We start from the raw sequence: 20043 nt of genomic DNA, 5'->3' as shown, positions 1-20043 counted from the left end.
GTTGATCCTATGGAAGCAGGAGGAAAAAAGACTTCGCACAGCTATTTGGAGGATACAGAAGTCAAGCGGCTTATTGCACTGAGCCAATCTGGTGACAATGACGCTCGTGAGACACTGGTCAATAGTAATATCCGGCTCGTTTGGTCTGTCGTGCAGCGCTTTATGAACCGGGGGTATGAACCTGACGATCTTTTTCAAATTGGTTGCATCGGATTGTTAAAATCGGTGGATAAATTCGATCTCAGCTACGATGTCAAATTTTCAACATATGCGGTTCCGATGATTATCGGTGAGATTCAACGCTTCCTTCGAGATGACGGTACACTCAAGGTTAGCCGCTCTTTAAAAGAAACAGCCAATAAGGTCCGCAAAATGAAGGACGAGCTATCCAAACGGCTTAATCGTCTGCCTACCGTCAAGGAGGTTGCTGATGAGCTGGGAGTGACACCGGAGGATGTTGTTTTTGCACAGGAGGCTAACAAGCCTCCTACCTCCATTCACGAAACGGTATTTGAAAATGACGGAGATCCGATTACACTTATGGATCAGATTGCTGATGAATCCCAGGAAAGATGGTTTGACAAGCTGGCACTGAATGAGGCTATAGACGGATTATCTGAGCGGGAACGATTGATTGTGTACCTGCGCTATTACCGGGATCAGACTCAATCAGAGGTTGCAAGTCGTCTAGGTATTTCGCAGGTGCAGGTATCACGATTGGAAAAAAAGATTTTACAGCTAATCCGCGATCAGATTGCCCAATAATGAGACAGGATTTAGTGAGTGAAATCCTTATACTAACGCATTCTAAAGAGTATTCCAAAGCCATTTGTATGGCGAGGAGTACTCTTTTTTACGTGTGACAAAAGACAAATATACAGAATAGGTTTGCTTGCTTCGTTCCATACTAATCGGTAATTACGAGGATAAGGAGGGAATCGGATGAATCACAGTCCGGCTCCTACAGTGGCTCCTATTGTCTATTTGCGGCTCCGTAGCCGTGTGCGCATGATCCAAGGCCAGGACCTACATTTGGGCGATGTAGCCCATCTGCTGGCGGATCCTGAACGGGAAAAGGATCTGCTTGGACTTGTTCTCAAGCGGCCGCAGAAGCAGGACGGGAATCTGATACTGGTAGACATGCTGCAGATCATATCAAAAATTAGAGACCACATTCCGGGAGTCGTAGTTGAATCTCTTGGGAAACCGCATGTGCTTGTGGAAATCGTGGAGAGACCCCGTAAGCCATCCAAAATACTGTTTGTGTTGGTGTGGCTGCTTCTATTTTTTGGCTCTGCGCTGACGATTATGAACTTTCATGCTGATGTTAACATGATGGAGGTACAGGTTCGGATTGTGGAAATGATTACGGGACAAAAGGATGAACATCCGTACTTGTTCCAAATTGCTTACTCATTCGGCATCGGCTTTGGCATGATCGTATTTTTTAATCACTTGTTCAAGAAAAAATGGAATGAGGAGCCGACGCCACTGGAGGTGGAAATGTATCTCTATCAGGAGAATGTGGATCAGTATGTTGTGGCAGAGGAGTATGAAAAGATGGCTCGCCTGCAGACAAAGGATAAGGAACCATGATATTTATACAGGCCGCACTTCAGATTATTTTGGGCATTGCTGGGGGACTGGCGATAGGTAGCGGTGTGATTGCCTTTTTTATTGTGCTGGATATCATGCCGCGATTAGCACAACTTACCCGAACGTACAAAAAATCGCGTGCATACGAAAAGGCAATGATATTAGGTTCAGTGGTGGGAACCGTGGCTGATTTTTGGAACATCTGTTTGCCGTTACCGGCCATGTTTACATGGATACCTGGGTTATTTTGCGGAGTGTTTATTGGCTTGCTCGCCGCGGCTCTAACAGAGGTACTAAATCTCCTGCCGATACTGGCCAAGCGACTTCATATGACCGTATACATGTTCGGTCTGTTAATGGCAATGGTGCTTGGCAAGGTGATGGGTTCCTTATTTGATTGGTTTGTATACAACCGTTAATAGCGAAAGAGAAGGGGGCAAGAGATATGGATCATAGAACGGAGCAGGATCAGCAGGAGCAACATCATGAAGACGGAGCAATGGGAAGGGAACATGATACTGACGGGGAAAGTTCGGGCTCCCGGAAGCAAGAGCAGGAGCAGGAAGACGCCCATATTAAGCACAAAAAAGAAAGCGAGCATTCTGATAATGTAGAGGAATCCATACGTTATTGGCAAATTGAGGATGATATTTCGCCAAAGATGAAGGAAAATTGCGAAACCCTTAAAATGGTATTGGGCTTGGGAGAGACGTTTGATGTTGTATTCAGGGAAATGACAACGGGCGGTCGCCATATCGGGTACCTGTTTCTGAATAGCTTTGCCAAGGATCAGATCATGCTCGAAGTGTTAAAGCGGCTCACCTATCTGACACCGGATGACATGACTTCAGCTGGGCTTCAAGCGTATTTTGAAAAATTTATTCCACATATACAGGTGGAGAAGTCAGATAAAATGTCTGCTGTCATCAATAAGGTGCTGGCGGGATATAGTGCGTTCTTCATGGAAGGCGAACGTTTTTCTGTCATTCTGGATACCCGTAATTACCCCGTGCGGAGTCCAGAGGAACCTTCCTTAGAGAGAGTCGTGCGCGGTTCACGCGATGGGTTTACGGAAACAATGCTTATAAATGTAGGCCTGGTGCGTCGGCGCTTACGGGATCCCGGACTTAAATTTGAGGCCATGCAAGTAGGACGCCGAACCCGAACAGATGTATGCTTGGGCTACATTGATGATATTGTGGATAAGGTTATGGTTGATACTGTACGAGACAAAATTAAAAATGTTAATCTGGATGGTATTCCACTGGCTGATAAGCAATTAGAAGAGACGATTATCAATAAAGGATGGAATCCATATCCATTAGTGCGCTATTCGGAGCGACCAGATGTCGTGGCTTCGCATATTATGGAAGGAAGACTCGTTATTTTCGTTGATACCTCACCCAGTGTGATGATTTTGCCGACCACTTTTTTCGACCTGTGTCAGCATGCAGAAGAGAATCGGCAAACCGCATTTATGGGAAGCTACTTGCGCTGGGTACGTTTTATAGGCATATTTGCCTCAATGTTCTTGCTTCCGATGTGGTTGCTGATGGTTATCAATCCCGAATTAAAACCAGCGTTTCTCGATTTTATCGGTCCTCAAAAGCAAGCACATCTTCCGCTGATTGCCCAATTTATCATTGTGGAACTAGGGGTTGATCTTATGCGAATGGCAGCCGTGCATACTCCGACACCCCTGGCTTCCGCTATGGGTTTGATCGCAGCCATTCTGGTGGGTGATATCGCGGTTAAGACGGGGCTTTTCGTAAATGAAGTTGTGCTATACATGGCGGTTGCTGCCATAGGAATGTTCGCAACACCCAGCTATGAGCTAGGACTTGCGAATAGACTGATTCGACTTTTCCTGCTGGTTGCTGTTGCTATTTTTCACGTACCGGGCTTTGTCGTGGGTACGACACTGATCATTTTGATGCTGACGCTGCATCGGTCATATAATTCTTCCTATTTATGGCCGTTTATACCCTTTAATGTCAAGGCGTTAGCTTCCATCTTGTTCCGTATGCCTGTACTTAATGCGCCTAACCGCCCGTCATTTAATAAAACAAGGGACAATACGCGTATGCCCCATTCGGATGCCAATACAGATTCGAACTCAGGCAATGGACAGGAGCATTAATGTAAATGATCTGCATAAAAATCCATTGTTCTTGATGTTTTTTTTGCTATACTGGTGTAAACATTCGATGGAATATAACTAGCTTGTTCCAGAAAGAGAGGCGCCAGAACATGTATTTGCATGGAAGCAGTAAAATTAACAGCAATGGACATTTGGAGATTGGCGGATGTGATACCACGCTTTTGAAAGAGCGTTTTGGCACGCCGCTATATATTGTAGACGAACAGTTAGTCCGTCGGCGTTGCCGGGAATTCATGGAAGCATTTCGTGAGACCGGTTTGAAATTTCAAGTGGCTTATGCAAGCAAGGCATTTTGTGTGATGGCGATGTGTGCTTTAGCTGCTGAAGAAGGAATGTCGCTCGATGTCGTTTCCAGCGGAGAGTTGTTTACAGCACTGCAAGCAGGATTCCCGGCTGAGCGAATCCATTTTCACGGCAATAACAAGACGCCGGAAGAAATTGAAATGGCATTAGAGGCGCAGATTGGCTGCTTTGTTGTTGATAGCGAGATGGAATTGCATTTGTTGCAGGCCCTTGCCTTTGAAAAAGGACAGCAGGTGAATATTTTACTGCGGGTTACGCCAGGGGTTGAAGCGCATACGCATGAATATATGGCTACAGGTCAAGAAGATTCAAAATTTGGTTTTGACATTGCAAACGGTACAGCACGTCAAGCGGTCGAACAGGCGATCGAGCTGGACCATCTTAATTTGCTGGGAGTACATTCTCATATCGGTTCGCAAATCTTCGAAGTCAATGGCTTCCAAATGGCTGCTGAGCGGGTCGCAGCTTTTTCCAGGGAGATTAAAGAACAGCTACAGTATTCCTTCAAGGTGATTAATCTCGGTGGAGGATTTGGCATCCGCTACACAGAGGAGGACACACCGCTGAAGCTATCCACCTATGTAAAGGCGATCAGCGAAGCAGTGAAAACTCATTTTTCAGGACTTTATGATGAGCTTCCAGAAATTTGGATTGAGCCGGGGCGTAGTATTGTAGGGGATTCAGGTACGACCTTGTATACAGTAGGAAGTATCAAGGATATTCCGCAGGTTCGTAAATATGTTTCCGTAGACGGCGGAATGACAGATAATCCACGTCCTGCACTGTATCAGGCCAAGTATGAAGCGATGCTGGCTAATCGCGCACAAGATGCGAACGAAGAGACAGTATCCATTGCAGGCAAATGCTGTGAAAGCGGCGATATGCTTATTTGGGATGTAGAACTGCCTTGTCCGAATAGCGGGGATTTGCTCGCTGTTGCCTCAACCGGAGCTTATAATTACTCCATGGCGAGCAATTATAACCGGATACGTCGCCCAGCAGTTGTATTTGTCAACAACGGGGAGGCCGAACTGGTAGTGCGTCGGGAAACGTACGAGGATATCGTTCGCAATGACGTTATTCCACAGCGCTTGGTTCGTGACCAAGCTAGTTCAATGGCTCAGCCCAACGCCAAAATTACGGTTTCGTCCTGAATTTTGGAATTCTAAAATCAAGCAGGCCATTGTGTCGGTAATCATAGACCGGGGACAATGGCCTTTTTTTTGGACAAGGCTTTGCTAAGCGCGCCAATTCATAGTAAACTGGAACTTGATGTTATTTAGTTCTCAAAACAGGTTGAAAAGGAGATACAAACAATGAAAAAAGGTAGAATAGATCTTGAAAACGGCGGCATCGTCGAAATTGACTTTTTCCCAGAAGAAGCTCCAAACACCGTTGCTAACTTTGAAAAGCTGGCAAACAGTGGTTTCTACAACGGTTTGAGCTTCCACCGCGTCATTCCAGGCTTTGTTGCTCAAGGGGGTTGTCCGATCGGTAACGGTACAGGCGGTCCTGGCTACACAATTGACTGTGAAACAGCTACGAACACAACCAAGCATGCCAAAGGCGTTCTGTCCATGGCTCATGCAGGTCGCAACACCGGTGGCAGCCAATTCTTTATTTGCTACGCTCCACAGCCACATTTGGATGGAGTACATACTGTATTTGGTAAAGTAACCAAAGGTATGGAATTCATTGATGCTGTAAAACAAGGCGACAAAATGAAAGAGGTTAAAGTATTTGACGCGTAATTTTACCGTCACATGCCTTCCCTATTTTGAATAGCGTTGCTCGTAAGCCGCTCTGTCTTTGGACAGGGCGGCTTTTGATGTCTTTTGTTTGACGGTTTGCTAATTTTCACAATCACGTACGTATTACAGTGCGTAAGATCACATTCGAAAAGTAAGTGTTGTGATAGCCTTTTCACAAGAGTGCATATTTCCATTTATTTTATATGAGTGTTCAAGCTCAGTAAGAGTTGGAAAAGAAGGGGGCTTATCACATTGTCTATTTTAACGCGCACAAATCGACTCGGATTTTTTGAAATCCGGCTGGAATCCATTGGTGGACTCGGCGCAAATCTGGCTGGCAAAATGTTGGCCGAAACCGGGGTACTTGGTCTGGGACTGAATGCTTCAAATTTCTCATCCTACGGTTCGGAAAAGAAGGGATCTCCGGTTAAAAGCTTTGTTCGCTTCTGTGAGCCGGAGGTGGATATTCGCGATCACAGTCCGATCGAGCAACCGCATGTGGTAGGCATTTTCCATGAAACGTTATACAAAACGGTAAATGTAATCAGCGGCCTGCCAGCAGATGGGATTGTAGTGGTAAATTCCACACGTCCGGCAGAAGAAATACGGGCTGATTTGGGACTGGAATCCGGTACATTAGCAGTGGTGGATGCGATGGGCATTGCACTGGAAGAGCGGACCAAACTAAATACGTCCATGCTTGGTGCCTTGTTCCGTGTCTGTGACTTCCTGGACCCGGAAGCAATGAGATCGGTTATTCGCAGTACTTTTGAAAAGAAAAATCCACAATTAGTGGAACCTAATCTGCGTACATTTAATCGTGGTTTTGAAGAAATGCAACTACATGTATATCCGGTTACTGCTGACGCGCAGGATCGGGTTTTCGAACGTCCGCAGCCTTTGCTAGGGTACGAAACTCAATTGCTAGGGGGCGTTATTGCAACTCAGGGCAACAGCATGACGAAAGATGTTAGTGGTTCACGCCAGGGTTATGTACCTGAGTATGAAGCTGATAAATGTACTCATTGTGCCAAGTGTGATTCGATTTGCCCGGATTACTGCTTTGTATGGGAAGAGCAAGCAGACAAACGCGGAAGAATGATGCCGTTTTTGCAAGGGATTGATTACCAGTATTGCAAAGGGTGTCTGAAGTGTGTAGATATTTGCCCGTCGGGGGCATTAAGCTCGCGTCGCGAGCAATGGGGCTGGGCGGAGCAGAATCGCATTGCCCACCAATTTCCAGTATATGAAGGAGGGCGTGCGTAATGGCAAAGCTGGAGGAAGAACTCAAACAGACGGGCGCCGCACAAGTGACAACATTCGAATCCGGTAATGAAATGGCAGCTACAGCGGCTGCGCAGATCAACTATCATATGATGGGATATTTCCCGATTACGCCGTCGACTGAGGTAGCACAGTATCTGGATCAAATGAAAACGCGCGGTCAGCATAATATTAAGCTGGTTGCAGCAGATGGAGAACACGGATCGGCAGGGATTTGTTATGGAGCTGCGGCGGCCGGAGCACGGGTTGTCAATGCCACCAGTTCGCAAGGTTTCCTGTACATGCTGGAGCAGTTGCCTGTCCAGTCAGGTACCCGTTTTCCTATGGTTATGAATTTGGTGACACGTGCAGTCAGTGGTCCCCTGGATATTCGAGGGGATCATTCGGACCTGTATTATGGTTTGAATACAGGCTGGGTTATATTGACAGCGAGTACGCCACAGGCTGTGTATGATATGAACATCATGGCCCTAAAAATCGCAGAGCATAGCGATGTACGATTGCCAGTAATGGTCGCGTATGACGGGTTTTATACGTCCCATCAAAAACGTAAAGTGCAATATTTTGCCGATGCAGAGACCGTACGCGATTTTGTAGGCCCCAACCCGAACCTGAATTATCCGAATATTACGGATTTTGATCGTCCTGTCACTGTGGGTGCGCATATGAACGGCGATGACCTGACGAATAATCACGCTCAACTATCCAAAGCGTTGAAGCTTTCAGAAGGAGTATATGAGCAGGTAGCAGCAGAATATGCCGCTTTATCCGGGCGGGAATATCCGATTTTGGACCTGTATCATATGGAGGATGCTGAGGTTGCGGTCTTCCTGCTGAACTCGGCGGCCGAATCGGCCAAGGATGTGGCGGATCAACTCCGCACGCGCGGCATTAAAGCGGGCGTGATTCGTCCGAATATCATCCGTCCATTCCCTGCTGCACAATTGCGGGAGGCATTGCGGCATGTCAAGGCGCTGCTGGTGGGTGAACGTGCAGATTCATACGGATCAGATGGCGGTAATTTGACGCACGAAATCAAGGCGGCGTTGCAGGAGGACCCGTTGAACCAAACCATCGTGTTAAGCCGTATCTTTGGCTTGGGTGGTAAGGACTTTTATGCGGAAGATGCAGAGGCCTTCTTCCAGCTTGCGATTCAGGCGGCAGAGGCTGAACGCGCGGAGAAGCCTTTTGATTATTACGGGATTAATCCAGGCTCTCCAGACAAGGTGATGCCGCAAGTCATGCAGCCACCACGTGGCAATGCATACCGTACGGGGCTGATTCAGGTTACACCGGACGAGGCGACTGGGAAGCTCAAGGTCAAGGTACCCCCTTTGCGTTCGTTGACAACCAAACCTCGCCGTCTTACACCGGGTCACGGAGCTTGCCCTGGTTGTGGGGCATTGTCTGCGCTGGAACTGTTTTTTAAAGGGATTGAAGGCGATATTGTCGTACTGTTCCAGACCGGCTGCGTATATGTGGTTACGACAGGATACCCATATACATCACACAAACAACCGATGATCCACAATCTTTTTCAAAACGGGGCCGCTACAATTTCAGGAGCGCTGGAAGCTTACATGGAGATGAAGCGACGTAATGAAATTGAGATATCCGATGATCCAACCTTTATCATGATTAGTGGTGACGGCGGGATGGATATCGGTATGGGGTCTGCAATTGGTGCGGCTTTGCGTAACCATAAACTAATTATGCTGGAATATGACAACGAGGGGTACATGAATACAGGTTCGCAGCAATCGTACTCCACTCCAATGGGGCATATGACCAGTACGTCGGGTGTAGGGAAAATGCAAAAAGGGAAGCAAGGGCATCATAAGGATACTGTGCAAATCATGGCCGCCTGTAACATCCCGTATGCTTTTACAGCAGCCGAAAGCCATCCGCAGGATATGCTTCGCAAAGCTGCCAAGGCTCAATGGTATGCCAACAACGTTGGTACGGCTTATGGTAAAATTCTGTGCGCTTGCCCGCTCAACTGGAAATCCGAAGACAGACTGGGTACTAGCATCGTAGGCGCCGCAGTTGAGTCTTGCTTCTTTCCTTTGTACGAAATCGAGCAGGGAAGCACGACGATTACGTACAATCCGGAAGACAAGGGAAAACGGATTCCAGCTGCAGAATGGCTAAAATTAATGGGTAAAACGAAGCATCTTCTCAAAGAGGAAGCAACGCTGGCTGCTTTTGAGCAGGAGATTGAGCGTCGCTGGACCATTCTGAAAAAGAAACATGAAATTTCGGAGCTATAATTTTAATTTTTTTGCATAATAAATGTGTAACATTGTTAGCCGCTGTTTCGGCACCGGTCTGATAAAGATTCCTTGCGCTTGCTGCGCCAGGAATCTTTTTTTGCGTTTATGGGTTGAAGCATAAAAAAACAGGTAATGATTTCCGATATAGGAGTGGAGGCCTATAGGAGACACGTTATAAAGTTTTCTTTTGAATTTTAAGATGCAATGAGGTGCAGGTAATGATTAAGCTGAATACAGTTGAAATAATTGAAATTATAAAGAAGCAAATCCCCAAGGTCATGAACATCACGCCAGTGGAACTTAAGTTTACGGATGATTTTGGACGGACATCGCTGGCGGCGACAGAACACAAATTCACACTGACGAATCAGCATTATTCTGCCAAGGTGATGGATTGCGTGTTAGAAACACAGGTGCGCCCTATTTTAATGTGTGAAATTATTTATTTTCTAAAATGTGAGTTTATTGATGGACATGTAGATGTACGACTGGAATATGAAGCATGTTCTGAGGGAGGGCGAGAGCCTGTTGCCTCAGCCGTTATTACCTTTGACCATGCTACACAGCTTGGCGTCGACGAACTGGCTGACCTGATTGATTTGGCGCTTCATATGAATGATAAAACCTGGTTTGAAGAACTCTCCAGTCAATATGTCAAAACCATTGCGGGAGCCTCCGTTAGGTAACTTGCTTTTTTTAGAAGTCGGTGCTAATATACTTAACAAGTTTAGTGTTAATTCAATTAAATAAGAGCAAATCCTTCGGGGCGGGGCGAAATTCCCCACCGGCGGTGATGACATGTTTGTAAATCGCTTTTGCGAAATTACCATGTCTTAGTCCGTGACCCGGATGCTGAACAATCAGCAGAAGGTGGACCTGGTGCAATTCCGGGACCGACAGTATAGTCTGGATGGGAGAAGGATACGAAGCGCATGTGGCTGACTTGACATGTGCCAATTTTTAGCATACGTAAATGCAGGTAGAGCTTATTTCGTTATAGGACAGCATCGAATGACAGCTATTTAAGCTTTCTTTTTGATAGACGTTCTGAGCGTTATTAGCTGTATCATTAACCATGCTTTCTTTTGGCAATCCTATGATTTCATGTCATTTTAGACGTAATTATTTGCGCTTGTATACTACATATGTGACTCTCATCACCCCCATGACGGATTGAATCCTGACTGGGGGTTATTTGCGCTTATAGCGGGTGAATTAGGGATAAACTGAAATATAGTGAAAGGAGTGAAAGCATGTTTACCGGTTTGGTCGAGGAAGTGGGGCGCATTCAAAGTATCTCTAAAAGCGGTGAAGCGATGGTGCTGGGGATTTCGGGTTCTGTGGTATTGGGCGACTTGAAAATAGGCGACAGTGTCTCAGTGAATGGTGTCTGCCTGACAGCAATACAGATTGGGACTAAAGATTTTAAAGTTGATGTGATGCCGGAGACTTTCCGCAGCAGTAATCTCAGAGAACTCAGATCCGGCAGCCGAGTCAACCTGGAGCGGGCGATGGCGGCAAATGGAAGGTTCGGAGGACATATCGTACAGGGACATGTGGACGGAACGGGGACGATTCGCAGCGTAACATCAGACCAGAATGCGGTTGTGTTCGAAGTTGAGCCTTCTGATCAAGCACTATTTAAATATGTACTCCTCAAAGGGTCAATTACAATTGATGGTATCAGCCTCACAGTCGCGCAGCGTACGAGGAATAGCTTTGCCGTATCCATTATCCCCCACACTTTAGCCGAAACGGCCTTACAAGCCAAACATGAGGGAGATACCGTGAATATTGAATGCGACATATTGGGCAAATATGTGGAGCAGCTTTTAAATTACAGAGGTTCAGCACCGATGGAGAGAGCAGATCAGGCTCCGCTTAGTTTGGACTATTTGGCGAAACACGGCTTTGCCTGATACAGCCTAATATACCTGTTAGGGAATTTATATCAGGAGCATTCATAGCGCAGGATAAAAGGAGGAACGGAATATGGATAGAGGCATCCAAACAAGTGCAACGGCAAACATCTTAGAGCAGGGCGAGTTGCACCATGGCGAAGAGATTCGATTGGATTCCATCGAAGAAGCTTTGGAGGATTTAAAAAACGGCAAAGTCGTTATTGTAGTGGATGATGAACAGCGGGAAAATGAAGGCGACTTTATCGCTTTAGCTGAAAAAGCATCGCCCGAGGTCATCAATTTCATGATTACAGAAGGTCGCGGGTTGGTCTGTGTGCCGATCACACGGCACAGAGCCGAGGTATTGGAATTGGATCCCATGGTAGAGCAAAATACTGATTTTCACGGTACTGCCTTTACGGTATCGGTAGATCATATGAAGACAACAACCGGGATTTCAGCGGTCGAGCGTTCTTTGACTGTTCGGGCCTTGGCCGACGAAGCAATCACGGGAAACGATTTTCGCAAACCTGGTCACATGTTTCCGCTCATCGCCCGAGATGGTGGGGTCTTGCAGCGTGCCGGTCATACTGAAGCGGCTGTCGATTTGGCCCGGCTCAGCGGCTTCAAGCCTGCCGGAGTCATTTGCGAAATTATAAAGGAAGATGGCTCGATGGCCCGTTTGCCTGATTTGGCTGTGATCGCCAAGCGACATCAATTGAAGCTGATCAGCATTCAGCATTTAATCGACTACCGTCGTCGTTTGTCATTGTAAATAATTCAAAAAAAGAGAGGTTGATCAGCATGGCACGTTTTCTAGAAGGTAATCTCGTATCGAGTGGTTTGAAGTATGGTATTGTAGTGGGCAGATTTAATGAGTTTATTACAAGCAAACTGTTGAGCGGTGCACTTGATGCACTTCAAAGACATGGCGCACAGGAAGATGAAATAGATGTAGCATGGGTGCCGGGTGCATTTGAAATTTCACTGATTGCTCAAAAAATGGCTGCAAGCGGAAAATATGATGCCGTTATTACGCTTGGTACGGTTATCCGTGGTTCTACTTCACATTATGATATCGTCTGCAATGAAGTTGCCAAGGGTGTGGCGGCAAGCAGTCTAAAAACGGGAGTCCCTATTATTTTTGGTGTAGTGACTACGGAAAACATTGAGCAGGCTATTGAACGAGCAGGAACGAAGGCTGGCAATAAAGGATGGGATTCTGCACTAGCTGCAATTGAAATGGCCAATCTCGGTAAGCAGTTCTAATGATATAAATGGCTGAAAGAATGGCATAAACTGCAAAGTGGAAAAGGGATTGGATTGTTAAGCAGGGCGATGACGTATATACTACAGAAAGAGGGATTGATAACGTAGAGCATAAGTGCTAATGGGGAAAGGTATTGTGAATGATGATTGGAGTAAGGCAGGGGGAAGCACATTGACAGTCGTAAATTACAAGCTGGAAACATTCGAGGGTCCTCTGGATCTACTGTTGCATCTGATTGATAAAGCCGAGATCGACATTCAGGATATCCCAATTAGCGATATTACTGATCAGTATATGGCTTTTTTGCACAGTATGCAGGAGCTAGAGCTGGACATTACAAGCGAGTTTCTAGTGATGGCGGCGACGCTCTTATCCATTAAGAGTAAATTGTTGCTTCCCAAGCCACCTGTGATGGAATATGACGATTTTGATTTTTATGAAGAAGAGGATTATGATCCACGTGAGGAACTGGTTCGCAAGTTGGTGGAGTATCGTAAATACAAAGGGATTGCTCGCCATCTGAGTGAACGGGAATGGGAACGAAGTCTGATTTATGGCAAGGAGCCGGAAGATCTGAGTGCATTCCTGCCGACCGAACCCGCAAATCCGGTGCATGGGCTGCATGCAAGCGATTTGGTCGCGGCCTTTCAGCGAGCGTTGCGCAAAGCGGAACGACGTACGACGGTAACCCGTGTCCATCGGGATGAAATTTCAGTCAAGGACCGGATCCGGCAGGTTATCGGGGCGTTAGAGATGGTGGGGACTGGAGGACGGCTGCTGTTCTCCAAGCTGATGCATGAGGACATGTATCGGCATGAGGTGGTTGTGACCTTTTTGGCTATCCTTGAATTGATGAAAATGAAGCAAATTTTCTGTTATCAGGAGAAGCTTTTCGATGATATTGTAATGGAGTGGAGAGGGGATTTACGGGTTAATGGATTATCTGAAGCTGAAATCAATTATTGAGGGGCTGCTGTTTCTCGCAGGAGAGGAAGGACTGTCCACCAAGCAGATCGCCGACATTGTAGAGCAGCAACAAGAGCTGGTTGAAAAGTGTCTGGAAGATATGAAACAGGATATGGAGCAGGGAGGAAGAGGTCTGCAGCTTGTCCGTATTGCCGGTCATTATCAGCTTGCAACTTTATCCGAGCATGCACCTTATTTTGAAAAGCTCGCCTACTCTCCGGCGCGTGCCTCATTGTCTCAAGCTGCTTTGGAGACACTGGCCATTGTGGCCTACCGCCAGCCCATTACAAGAGTTGAAATCGAAGAAATTCGGGGAGTCAAATCCGAGCGGGCCATACATACACTGGTCAACAAGGAGCTCATTGAAGAAAAAGGTCGAGCTGAGGCCATCGGACGACCGATATTGTACGGAACGACGAAATCATTCTTGGATTATTTCGGTCTAGGCTCTCTCGAAGATTTACCGCAACCGGAGCTGTTCGAAGATTCGGACAATTTAGAAGAAGAGACACAGCTATTGTTCGAGCGTCTGGAGAGCAGCCAGCCTGTGGAGATCGATTCGGAGCTGGAATCCTGAGTTACACATTCAAAAGACAGCCAGTCCTTACATTGTTGAGGGCTGGCTGTTTGGCATTTTAAGATGCATGATTTTCCGCCGAAGGGTCATACTATTTTTACCATGATATTCTATAGCGAAAAGGTAGGGAGGACTCGCCAGTGTGGAAATGGATCGGTATCGCCGTCATCATCGTTATCTTAATTGTACTGGCTATTCTGCTCTCCCATATTCGATTAAAGCTGGAAATTGCCAAGCATGACAATGATGACCGGGCGCATCTAGAGATCAGATTTCTATACGGATTGATCAAAATGAATTACGATATTCCGGCCCTTCTCATAACTGGTTTGAAAAAAGGGATACTCTATCGGCTTGACCGCCATAAAAACATACATAAAACGGATGCTTCTGTGGATAGCGGAAATATTGACACTGAAAAGATCAAGCAATTTATACATGATATACAGGTTTTGCTTAAGGGAACGAAATCTTTACGGAGATGGATGCGACATACATTAGCCCATGTAACGGTGTCAAAAATGGAGTGGTCTACCAACATTAGCCTTGCTGATGCGGCTTATACAGCGACCTCAACCGGTATATTGTGGGGATTGAAAACGTCCTTGATCGGTTATACCTCCAGCATTGTACGCATGGATTGTACCCCAAAGGTGTTTGTTGTACCTTATTGGGTGGACCGCCTACGTTTTACTACCATCTTGAACTGTGAAGCCCAAATATCGCTCGGTTATTTAATCTTTTCCATGCTCATTTTGGCTTATCGCATATGGCGTGTTCCGGGAGGGGTAGAGGCATGGAAACGGGTTATTTCCAAAGAACCTGAGAATGATCAAGCCAGCAGTGAAGAATAATCTGCTTAGAGGATTGACATACATATTTCCTTGAACCTTGGCGCACAATAGCGAAAGAAAAGCAGTCTACGCTTGAGATAAGCAGAGGAGGAATAAAACATGTCAGATCATCCGATTCAAGGGCTCATGCAAACCGCGATGGAAAACATCAAAGCCATGGTGGACGTAAATACGATTGTGGGAGACGCGGTGGAAACACCTGATGGTTCTGTTATTTTGCCGATCAGTAAGGTGGGATTTGGTTTTGCAGCCGGGGGAAGTGATTTTAACGTAGATGAAGAGGCGCTTCATTCTTCCTCGGCATCAGGAAATCATAGTGTGAAGGAAGGACATCCTTTTGGTGGGGGTAGCGGCGGTGGTGTATCTATTCATCCCATTGCCTTTCTAGTTGTAGGTAAACAGGGAGCACAAATTGTTCCACTCGATAATCAAACGCATCTGTTTGAGAAAATTATCGACTCTACACCATATCTGATTGATAAGGTTCAGTCTATCTTCCAGAATGCAGGTGGCAACTTCCAGAATGCAGACGGCAACATGCAGACTCCACCCCCACAGGTGCCAGCAAATGCTAATACTGATCAAAGTCAAACGGGTCCGGCTTACTTGTAAAAGTTATTGAAACTAACAGTGTTCTCACAAGAAGGTGTTCCCAAGCCGAGTTTAGGCCTAGGAATACCTTCTTTTCAGTATGCACTCAGGCCCTATTCCTGAATAAACCGCCTGTCGCCAATGACAGCATGGATAGAGTGACTGAATACTTGGTTATAAAATGCATTCACTGATAATTCAAATCGGTTTCCTTCGGGTGCGAACTGGGAGAGATAAACAAAGTCAGGGTAGACCACTTCATTCGTCAAATAAGCAGATACCGTGGCATCCGGTCGACGATGTCGATTAAGAGAATCGATAATACCCTGCGCTGGCAAGATACCAATCCCATGTCCATAGAATAAATCATTCTTCATTTTGACGACATTTTCGCCTTTCCATTCCAATGCATCTGACGACACGTCTGGATTGTTGAAATACAGGATGTCCCCAGGAACCGCTTTATGACTGCCTTGCTGCTGGATGAGCCTGAGATCACTGTCATAGTGCCAGTCATACAACAGCATATCTGCAAAAATCCGATTAAACTCACTTTCCAGAATGGAATCCAATACTCCTTTGTACAAAACAATAACCATTGCAGTTGCACATTCAAAAGCGTATTGTTGACCGTTGATAAAGATATCCCTGATCCCCTGCGCCGGAGTGACGCCTGCCTTGATCCGACAACCGCCTTCTTCCGTTAACTCCCAAAATTGCGGATTACAACGGGTGGTATCAAAAGTGGCGAAGGATACACCACTTTGGTGCAATGCTTGTGCGGATTCTACTATCCGCGATCTTAAAATCGTTTCAAACTGTTGTCGCTGCATGTTGTATCCCCCCGTTATCCTAATTAACGTTTAGTAACTAATATATATGTGTTCAGGGGTGCAAGTTGCTTACTATACGTAAAGAAAGCAAAAAAGAGCGGCTAACGCCTGTCCTGTATAAGGAATTTTATGTTATAAAGGTGGACATACTTTGAACAGCTTGGACATAGAATGGTACAAGACTTGCTCACAACCGGAGGAATCCAAATGTTTAAAAAAAAACAACATCTCCATGCGGATCACGGCCATTTTAGGAATAAGGCACGCACATTTGTTTTGCCACTTGTGTTTATGTTTATTTTGTCATGGCCGCTTACATTACTGAGTCCACAGCCTGTACAGGGAGCGATAAAAACAGAAGCAACTCCGCCCGCGTTAAAAACTCATGCACAGGCAGCTTCATTAATTGATGTTACTTCAGGGCGGATCATATATTCAGCCGAAGGTGACCGGGAGCTCCGTATAGCTAGCCTGACCAAAATTATGACTGCGATCGTAGCCATTGAACATGGACGATTGCAGGACCGAGTAAAGGTGAGTCCAGCAGCATATGCCAAAGAAGGATCATCGCTTTTTCTGAAAATGGGTGAACAAATGACGCTGGAAAATATGCTGTACGGCTTAATGCTCCGTTCGGGTAATGATGCAGCTTCGGCCATTGCTGAGCATGTAGGGGGGACAGAAGAAGGATTTGTCCATTTAATGAATGACAAGGCGATTCAGCTTGGGTTAAACCATACGCATTTTGCTAATCCTCACGGGCTGGACGCCGAGGGACATTATTCCTCAGCCAACGATATGGCCCGGCTTACTGCTTATGCACTGCATAATCCGACTTTTGCGCGTATCGTAAAAACTGAACTGAAAAAAGCACCGAATCCCAACGATTCCTGGGACTATTCATGGCACAATAAAAACAAAATGCTGCGGTTGTATGAGGGGGCTGACGGTGTAAAAACAGGCTTTACCAAAAAAGCGTTTCGCTGCCTGGTCAGCTCAGCTACACGTGAGGGACGTCAGCTTGCTGCTGTTACCTTGAATGATGGAGACGATTGGAATGACCATGCCCGTATGCTTGATTATGGCTTCCGATATTATCCCCTCATTCCGATTACGGACAAGCAGCAGCCAATTGATGGTTATCCGCTCTTGACAGGTGCGAGTTTTTCCTATCCTTTACATGAAGGTGAGAAAAATCAGTTGCGCAAAAGACTGGTGTTGTTTAGAAAATCCGCTTCGGCAGATAGAAATGACGTATCTTTTGGTTTACGGGGACGAGTCGAATTTTTACTGGAAGGTCAATTGGTCGGTTCCGTTCCTGTGTATGAAAAAGGCAGTAGGCTGCCTGCCCAAACTACCAGACAGCCGCAGCAGGAAACTCCAACTACACAAGTTCCTGCAAACCATACTCAGCAACAAGGCTGGAGCAGCAAATGGAATGAGATTCTAAAAAACTTGTTCGGAGCATAAGGCAAGTAGCTCTAGAGACTATAAAGCTGCAGTGTCACAGCATTGGGAAAAGGGGGATCAGTTATGATTCATCTCATATGGGTGGCTTTGATTTGTATAGGATTTGTATTTGCAGCCGCACAGGGAAATATTGAGGTGGTGACGAAGGCGGCTTTTGACGGGGCAACTACGGGCGTTACCGTTTGCTTTGGACTGATCAGTGTGCTGGTGTTCTGGATGGGCATGATGAGACTGGCGGAAGACGGTGGGCTTCTAGAGAAAATAGCTAAGCTGCTTTCTCCCTTGGTCGCCTTTCTCTTTCCTGATATTCCCCGTAATCATCCTGCTATGGGTTACATTTTGTCCAATATGAGCGCCAATTTGCTGGGACTGGGGAATGCAGCGACACCCATGGGGATCAAGGCGATGCAAGAGTTACAAAGGCTTAATCCGGACAAGCAAACCGCTACACCTGCCATGTGTACGCTGCTCGCGCTGAATACAGCCAGTATTACGCTTATTCCTACAACATTAATCGCCATTCGGCTAAATTTTCATTCCGCACATCCGGCAGAAATCGTCGGAACGACACTGGTGGCGACCGCTATAGCTACCTTTGCCGCCATTGCGGCCGATCGTTGGTATCGTAGTCGAGAACTGCGCCGTCGTCCGCCAGCGAATCCGCCGTTCAAGACCTCCACGGGGCCACTTAGCTCACCACCACCAACTTCTAAGGCTGCTTCACCAGTACTGCCTATATCTCCACCTGCCGTACCGCGAACGGGTATCACAGCTACCAAGGGTAGGAACACCACTTGGAAAGGATGAGGGAGGCATGCTGAATTTTATTAACCTCGTATCGACTTGGGCCATTCCGGTTATTCTCGCTTTCATTCCTTTATATGCATATGCCAAAAAGGTCCCTGTCTACGATTCTTTTGTAGATGGTGCCAAAGACGGCTTTTCTACCGCCATCAGCATTATTCCTCATCTAGTAGGCATGATGGTGGCGATTAGCATTTTTCGAGCCTCTGGCGCTTTGGACTATGTAATATCCTGGGTAACCCCATGGATTAAAAACTGGGGCGTACCTAGCGAGGTGCTGCCTTTAGGTTTGCTCCGCCCATTGACGGGCACGGGTTCACTTGCGTTCACGACAGATCTAATTCGCACTTATGGTCCCGATTCCATGATCGGACGGATTGCTTCAACAATTCAGGGCAGCACAGATACTACGCTGTATGTAATAACTGTATATTTTGGTGCGGTAGGTATCCGCAATGGACGATATGCTTTGAAGGTAGGACTTTTCTCAGATGTGGTTGGTTTTATAGCGGCTATTGCTATTTGTTTGCTAGTATTTTGAATTCTGCATCGTTTTTTGCTCGGGGGTTGTGATTTTGCTCATGGATGGGTATCATTAGCATGAGGTGAATTAGCGAACATGGAAAGATTGCAGAAAATATTGGCCCAAGCCGGTGTGGCTTCCAGACGTAAATGTGAGGAGCTTATTCAGGCGGGCAGTGTGGAAGTAAACGGGGTTACCGTAACTGAGCTGGGAACAAAAGCAGACCCTGATCAAGATATGATTACAGTAAAGGGACGCCCGATCAAAACGGAGAAAAAAATCTACTTGATGATGAACAAGCCCAAAGGGGTTATTACGAGCGCTTCTGATCCGGAAGGTCGCAAAATTGTGTCTGACTATCTGAAAGGCGTCAAGGAACGTGTATACCCGGTAGGGCGTCTTGATTACGACACCGAAGGGCTGCTGTTGCTTACCAATGACGGAGAGTTCGCCAATCTGCTCACCCATCCCAAGCATCATGTGCCAAAGACGTATTTGGCAACAGTCAAAGGCGTTCCGCACGGTACTGAGCTGGACAAGCTGAAAAAAGGAATCGTGCTGGAGGATGGCATTACTGCACCGGCCGAGGTAGAATATAAGGATGTAGATCCGGACGGTAAGGAATCTGTGATCCAGATTACCATTTACGAAGGCAGAAATCGCCAGGTAAGACGGATGTTTGAGGCCATTTCACACCCGGTCATCAGACTCAAGCGGATTGCCTTCGGAGATTTATTGCTGCAAAACTTGAAGCGCGGTCTCACCAGACCCCTAACCAAGGACGAAATCAACCGTCTCATTCAACTGGCCAAATCAGACAACACGAAAAAGAAACGGACAGGACGGGGGTCATAACCCCGGCCTTTTTGGTGTAAAGAGACTATTG

21 protein-coding genes and 1 riboswitch are annotated in these 20043 nt (G+C 46.4%); of the genes, 20 read left to right on the top strand and 1 reads right to left on the bottom strand.

Annotated features, from left to right (window positions below):
- The first annotated feature begins 9 nt into the window (after window positions 1-9).
- The 16 genes from sigF to ytfJ all read left to right on the top strand — a co-directional run bounded on the left by sigF (window position 10) and on the right by ytfJ (window position 15548).
- Window positions 10-765, top strand: a complete 756-nt coding sequence (sigF, locus tag FKV70_RS06040) for an RNA polymerase sporulation sigma factor SigF (protein WP_063213532.1) — start codon at window positions 10-12, stop codon at window positions 763-765.
- A 177-nt stretch (window positions 766-942) separates the two neighbouring features.
- Window positions 943-1596 carry a stage V sporulation protein AA gene (locus tag FKV70_RS06035; RefSeq protein WP_142612109.1) on the top strand — a complete coding sequence of 218 codons (654 nt, stop codon included), beginning with the start codon at window positions 943-945 and terminating at the stop codon, window positions 1594-1596.
- Window positions 1593-2015, top strand: coding sequence for a stage V sporulation protein AB (locus tag FKV70_RS06030; protein ID WP_063213530.1), 423 nt, complete (start codon window positions 1593-1595; stop codon window positions 2013-2015). Before FKV70_RS06035 ends, FKV70_RS06030 begins: the two co-directional genes overlap by 4 nt.
- Window positions 2016-2041: 26 nt before the next feature.
- Window positions 2042-3736: a spore germination protein gene (locus FKV70_RS06025; protein ID WP_142612108.1), complete on the top strand. Its 1695-nt coding sequence runs from the start codon at window positions 2042-2044 to the stop codon at window positions 3734-3736.
- A gap of 110 nt (window positions 3737-3846) precedes the next feature.
- Window positions 3847-5214: a diaminopimelate decarboxylase gene (gene lysA, locus FKV70_RS06020; RefSeq protein WP_142612107.1), complete on the top strand. Its 1368-nt coding sequence runs from the start codon at window positions 3847-3849 to the stop codon at window positions 5212-5214.
- A 162-nt stretch (window positions 5215-5376) separates the two neighbouring features.
- Entirely contained in the window at window positions 5377-5811 is a 435-nt protein-coding gene (locus FKV70_RS06015) for a peptidylprolyl isomerase (RefSeq protein WP_007430881.1), read from the top strand.
- 252 nt (window positions 5812-6063) lie between these two features.
- A complete protein-coding gene (locus FKV70_RS06010) occupies window positions 6064-7077 on the top strand; it encodes a 2-oxoacid:acceptor oxidoreductase family protein (protein WP_063213527.1) in 1014 nt (337 codons plus the stop codon).
- Window positions 7077-9365, top strand: a complete 2289-nt coding sequence (locus tag FKV70_RS06005; protein WP_142612106.1) for a thiamine pyrophosphate-dependent enzyme — start codon at window positions 7077-7079, stop codon at window positions 9363-9365. Before FKV70_RS06010 ends, FKV70_RS06005 begins: the two co-directional genes overlap by 1 nt.
- 221 nt (window positions 9366-9586) lie before the next feature.
- Window positions 9587-10054, top strand: coding sequence for an IDEAL domain-containing protein (locus FKV70_RS06000; protein ID WP_063213525.1), 468 nt, complete (start codon window positions 9587-9589; stop codon window positions 10052-10054).
- 67 nt (window positions 10055-10121) lie between these two features.
- Window positions 10122-10294: riboswitch (FMN riboswitch) on the top strand.
- Window positions 10295-10621: 327 nt separating this feature from the next.
- Window positions 10622-11287 carry a riboflavin synthase gene (ribE, locus tag FKV70_RS05995; RefSeq protein WP_063213524.1) on the top strand — a complete coding sequence of 222 codons (666 nt, stop codon included), beginning with the start codon at window positions 10622-10624 and terminating at the stop codon, window positions 11285-11287.
- A 73-nt stretch (window positions 11288-11360) separates the two neighbouring features.
- Window positions 11361-12044 (top strand): 3,4-dihydroxy-2-butanone-4-phosphate synthase, encoded by a 684-nt coding sequence (gene ribB, locus FKV70_RS05990; protein WP_280115062.1) that lies wholly within the window; start codon window positions 11361-11363, stop codon window positions 12042-12044.
- Window positions 12045-12073: 29 nt separating this feature from the next.
- On the top strand, window positions 12074-12538 hold the full coding sequence (ribH, locus tag FKV70_RS05985; protein ID WP_013371724.1) for a 6,7-dimethyl-8-ribityllumazine synthase: 465 nt from the start codon (window positions 12074-12076) through the stop codon (window positions 12536-12538).
- Window positions 12539-12659: 121 nt separating this feature from the next.
- Complete coding sequence (locus FKV70_RS05980; RefSeq protein WP_419866093.1) at window positions 12660-13505, top strand: segregation and condensation protein A; 846 nt, start codon at window positions 12660-12662, stop codon at window positions 13503-13505.
- The gene (gene scpB, locus FKV70_RS05975; protein WP_142612105.1) at window positions 13474-14082 is read left to right on the top strand and encodes an SMC-Scp complex subunit ScpB; all 609 of its coding nucleotides are present in this window, start codon (window positions 13474-13476) and stop codon (window positions 14080-14082) included. Before FKV70_RS05980 ends, scpB begins: the two co-directional genes overlap by 32 nt.
- A 140-nt stretch (window positions 14083-14222) precedes the next feature.
- Window positions 14223-14936, top strand: coding sequence for a DUF2953 domain-containing protein (locus FKV70_RS05970; RefSeq protein ID WP_142612104.1), 714 nt, complete (start codon window positions 14223-14225; stop codon window positions 14934-14936).
- A 99-nt stretch (window positions 14937-15035) separates the two neighbouring features.
- The gene (gene ytfJ, locus FKV70_RS05965; protein ID WP_142612103.1) at window positions 15036-15548 is read left to right on the top strand and encodes a GerW family sporulation protein; all 513 of its coding nucleotides are present in this window, start codon (window positions 15036-15038) and stop codon (window positions 15546-15548) included.
- A gap of 92 nt (window positions 15549-15640) precedes the next feature.
- On the opposite strand, the gene FKV70_RS05960 is transcribed toward ytfJ, so the two are convergent.
- Entirely contained in the window at window positions 15641-16360 is a 720-nt protein-coding gene (locus tag FKV70_RS05960) for a protein-glutamine gamma-glutamyltransferase (protein WP_142612102.1), read from the bottom strand.
- A 207-nt stretch (window positions 16361-16567) separates the two neighbouring features.
- Here FKV70_RS05960 and FKV70_RS05955 point away from each other — a divergent pair, with 207 nt between their 5' ends.
- The 4 genes from FKV70_RS05955 to FKV70_RS05940 all read left to right on the top strand — a co-directional run bounded on the left by FKV70_RS05955 (window position 16568) and on the right by FKV70_RS05940 (window position 20012).
- Complete coding sequence (locus FKV70_RS05955; RefSeq protein ID WP_142612101.1) at window positions 16568-17830, top strand: D-alanyl-D-alanine carboxypeptidase family protein; 1263 nt, start codon at window positions 16568-16570, stop codon at window positions 17828-17830.
- Between the two features lie 63 nt (window positions 17831-17893).
- On the top strand, window positions 17894-18637 hold the full coding sequence (locus tag FKV70_RS05950; RefSeq protein WP_142612100.1) for a nucleoside recognition domain-containing protein: 744 nt from the start codon (window positions 17894-17896) through the stop codon (window positions 18635-18637).
- Between the two features lie 7 nt (window positions 18638-18644).
- Window positions 18645-19175, top strand: a complete 531-nt coding sequence (locus tag FKV70_RS05945; RefSeq protein WP_142612099.1) for a spore maturation protein — start codon at window positions 18645-18647, stop codon at window positions 19173-19175.
- 78 nt (window positions 19176-19253) lie between these two features.
- The gene (locus FKV70_RS05940; RefSeq protein WP_063213516.1) at window positions 19254-20012 is read left to right on the top strand and encodes a pseudouridine synthase; all 759 of its coding nucleotides are present in this window, start codon (window positions 19254-19256) and stop codon (window positions 20010-20012) included.
- Window positions 20013-20043 lie beyond the last annotated feature (31 nt).

Source organism: Paenibacillus ottowii (assembly GCF_006874425.1).
GTDB classification, from domain to species: Bacteria; Bacillota; Bacilli; order Paenibacillales; family Paenibacillaceae; genus Paenibacillus; species Paenibacillus ottowii.
This window is presented reverse-complemented; position numbering and strand designations above follow the sequence as displayed.